Raw genomic sequence first — 1,823 nt, forward strand, 5'->3', positions numbered from 1 at the left:
TGTCACCCCAACCCCGGGCCAGCCACAGCCACCCCGACCCCGAGCCGGCCACCCCGCACCCCGACCCCGGGCCAGCCACAGCCACCCCGACCTCCGATCAACCACCCGGCCCGCTGCCGGCCGGCGGCGGGCCAGGTCGTTCTCNCCCCTGCCGACCACCCCGACCTCCGATCAACCACCCGGCCCGCTGCCCCGAACCACCCGACCTTGGTCCACGAGAAACCGCCTCTAGTGGACGTCCGCGGGGACCGGCGAGGTGGTCGCTTCCAGCGGGGTGAGCCGGCCGTCGGTGGTGAGTTCGGTCGTCACCGACGACAGGTCCACCGGCTCCCGCTGCGGAAGCGGGACGGCGTCGGACAGGGTGCCCAGTTCCACCCAACCGACGAGTTCCTCCACACCGGTCATCCCGAACACGGCGCGGACCTCGTCGNTGTCGGGTAGCGGCACCGTCTTCCAGGCCGAGGCGACGCCCTGGGCGTGGGCGGCCAGGCAGATGTTCTGGGCCGCCGCCGCGGCGGAGGCGTCCTGCTCGGCCCGGGAGACCCGGGCGCCCGGGACCCGCGAGGCGATCACCGCGATCAGGGCCGGCGAGCGGGTCGCCTTGCCCGCGGCCTTGCGGATCACCGGTTCGGCCAGGCCTCCGACGGCCTCGGCCGCGCTCTTGATCGCGTTCGACAGGGTGGTGCGGGCCTCGCCGCGCACCACCACGAACCGCCAGGGTCGCAGCATCTTGTGATCCGGCGCCGTGGTGGCGGCCGCCAGCATGACCGCGAGCTGTTCGGTGGTCGGGCCCGGCTCCACCAGCCGGGTCGCCGTGCGGCGGGTCATCAGACAGTCCAGTGCGTCCACGCTGCTCCTTGTTGTCCCTTGTTTCCTCGGATCAGATCGAGCCGACGACAGCGGGTCAGGGATCCGGCGCCGTCCACCGAAGATCCCCTTCCCATTTCAATGAGGCTCCCTCACAATAAGGGGTACTCCGTGCTCCGGACATGTGTCACACGGTGCACAGTTNGACGAACCAGCCGAAAGGGATCACCNGGGCGATGCCCCCACCCGACACCGGAGATCCGGTCATCGATCTCGTCCTGGCCCTGGGCCACCAGGTCCGCCGGGCGGTCAACGACTCCCTGCGCACCGGCGCGGGTCTGAGCCTCCCCCGCCTGAAGGTGCTGCGGCTCATCGCCGACACCGGGCCCGTCCGACCACGCGAACTGGCGCTCGCCGTCTCGGTCGCTCCCCGGACGATGACCGAGACCGTGGACGGGCTGGAATCCGACGGCCTGGTGTGCCGCCGGGTCGATCCGACGGACCGGCGGGCGATCCTGCTGGAGCTGACGCCCTCCGGCCGCGCCTCGCTCGACCGCGGCCTCGCCGAGGCGACAGCCACCGNGGAGCGGTTCACCGGCAGGCTGTCCGCGGACGAAAGGGCCACTCTGGGCCATCTGCTCAGGCTGGTGCTCGACGGCGCGGCCGCCGGTAACACACGCCCGCTACCGTGAGGCGATCGCAGTGGCGTTCCGACCCGAGGAGGCCACCGTATCCAGCCCCCTTCCCGGTGGGCGGCGCCACCCGGCCCGGTGCGGCCCCACCCGCCACCACGACGACCCGTGCTCCCGCGAGGACGACGGCACGGGACGTGGTCGTCAACGTCCGCGGCCTGACGAAGCGGTACGGGCGGACGGAGGCCCTGCGCGACGTCTCGTTCACCGTGCCCGCCGGGGCGGTGACCGGCTTCCTCGACGCGAACNGGTCGGGCAAGACCACCACGCTGCGCATCCTGCCCAGGCGGCGGCGCGGCCCGGCTGGTCGAGGCGCTCCTCGAC

General features: G+C 72.8%; 1 protein-coding gene and 2 pseudogenes. 1 reads left to right on the plus strand and 2 read right to left on the minus strand.

All coding sequences use genetic code 11. The annotated features are described in order from the left end of the window. Positions 1–228 precede the first annotated feature (228 nt). Both UG55_RS38975 and UG55_RS18735 read right to left on the minus strand, forming a co-directional pair. Positions 229–430 (minus strand): annotated as a pseudogene (locus UG55_RS38975) (nitroreductase); the annotation flags it as partial. 1 nt (position 431) lies between these two features. Beyond that, positions 432–849, minus strand: a pseudogene (locus tag UG55_RS18735) (nitroreductase family protein); the annotation flags it as partial. A 194-nt stretch (positions 850–1,043) separates the two neighbouring features. Between UG55_RS18735 and UG55_RS18740 the strand changes: the two are divergent. Beyond that, positions 1,044–1,389: MarR family winged helix-turn-helix transcriptional regulator (locus UG55_RS18740; RefSeq protein ID WP_242424752.1), on the plus strand; the 346-nt coding region annotated here is incomplete at its 3' end. Between the last annotated feature and the right edge of the window lie 434 nt (positions 1,390–1,823).

Origin of the sequence: Frankia sp. EI5c, assembly GCF_001636565.1 — a bacterium.
GTDB lineage: Bacteria > Actinomycetota > Actinomycetes > Frankiales > Frankiaceae > Parafrankia.